Annotated in this window: 2 protein-coding genes; both read right to left on the minus strand. The window is 71.8% G+C overall.

Annotation, left to right across the window (positions count from 1 at the left end; genetic code table 11):
• Window positions 1-4 precede the first annotated feature (4 nt).
• Window positions 5-193, minus strand: coding sequence for a hypothetical protein (locus D8M34_RS17845; protein WP_202976281.1), 189 nt, complete (start codon window positions 191-193; stop codon window positions 5-7).
• Window positions 194-294: 101 nt separating this feature from the next.
• A partial coding sequence (locus tag D8M34_RS17850) for a molybdopterin dinucleotide binding domain-containing protein (protein ID WP_274543280.1) occupies window positions 295-1,516 on the minus strand: 1,222 nt, incomplete at its 5' end.

Genomic DNA, 1,516 nt, shown 5'->3' on the forward strand with positions numbered 1-1,516 from the left:
TGCGCTACAGGCGCGGCACGCGTAAGTGCCGCCCTGCAAGGGCGGAACGAGGGTCGGACGCGGCGAGGTCGCGGCCGACGTCCGGCAGCGCGGGCAGGTAGGGGTCGATGGTCAGCGGGCCGAGCGCGATCAACGCGCCCAGGATCAGCGCGATCCGCAACCGGCTCGGCGCCGTGACAGCAGTGGTGGTCACCGGTGAGTCCCCCCTCGTGTGGCCGAACGGTTCAACCTCACGAGGGGTGACGCCGATTCCGTCCGGCCGTCACCGGACGGGTGAGCGCACTCACATGCCGATCACCCGGTGGCGGCCTCCAGTCGGACCTGGATCCACTTCGAGGTCGGGCAGCGCGAGAACTCCGCGTAGGAGTTCAGCGGGATCAGCGGGTTCGTCTCCGGGTAGTACGCGGCGATGCACCCCTTCGGCGTCGAGTACGACACCAGCCGGAAGTCGTCGGCACGCCGCTCGGTGCCGTCGGTCCACTCGCTGACCAGGTCCACCCGGTCGCCGTCGGCGAAGCCCAGCTCGCGCAGGTCGGCGTCGGAGATGAACACGACCCGGCGGCCGGAGTGGATGCCGCGGTAGCGGTCGTCCAGGCCGTAGATCGTGGTGTTGAACTGGTCGTGGCTGCGCAGGCTCTGCAGGACCAGGCGGCCCTCGGGCAGCGTCAGCACCTCCAGCGGGCTGACGGTGAACTCCGCCTTGCCCGACGCCGTCGGGAAGGTGCGGCTGTCCCGCGGCGGGTGGGCGAGGGTGAACCCGCCGGAGCGGGCGATCTTCTCGGTGTAGGCCTCGCAGCCCGGGACGACCCGGCCGATCCGGTCGCGGATGCGGTCGTAGTCGGCGGCGAAGTCGGCCCACGGGACGAGATGGTCGGCGCCGAGGGTGGCCCGCGCGATCCCGCACAGGATGTCGACCTCGGAACGCAGCAGCTCCCCGGCCGGCTCGGAGCGGCCGTGCGAGGCGTGCACCGCCGACATCGAGTCCTCGACGGTGACCCGCTGCGCCCGGCCGCCGGTCAGGTCCTTCTCGGTGCGGCCCAGCGCGGGCAGGATCAGCGCGTCGGTCCCGGCCACGACGTGCGACCGGTTGAGCTTGGTCGAGATCTGCACGGTCAGCGCGCAGCGCTCCAGCGCCGGCTCGGTGACGCCGGTGTCCGACATCGCCTGGGAGAAGTTGCCGCCCAGTCCGACGAACACGCTCGCCCTCCCGGCGGCCATCGCCTGCACCGCCGCGACCGAGTCGTAGCCGTGCTCGCGGGGCGGCTCGAAGCCGAACTCGTCGCGGATCGCGTCGAGGAAGCCGTCCGCGACCCGCTCGCAGATGCCCATCGTGCGGTCGCCCGGCACGTTGGAGTGGCCGCGGACCGGGCACAGGCCCGCGCCCGGCTTGCCGATCATGCCCTGGAGCAGGGCGACGTTCACCATCTCCTTGATGGTGGCGACGGCGTTGCGGTGCTGGGTGATGCCCATCGCCCAGCAGTTCACGATCCGCTTCGAGGTCGCGAGCATCTCCGCG

Origin of the sequence: Microbacterium sp. HSID17254 (assembly GCF_003989315.1) — a bacterium.
Classification (GTDB): Bacteria; Actinomycetota; Actinomycetes; order Actinomycetales; family Microbacteriaceae; genus Microbacterium.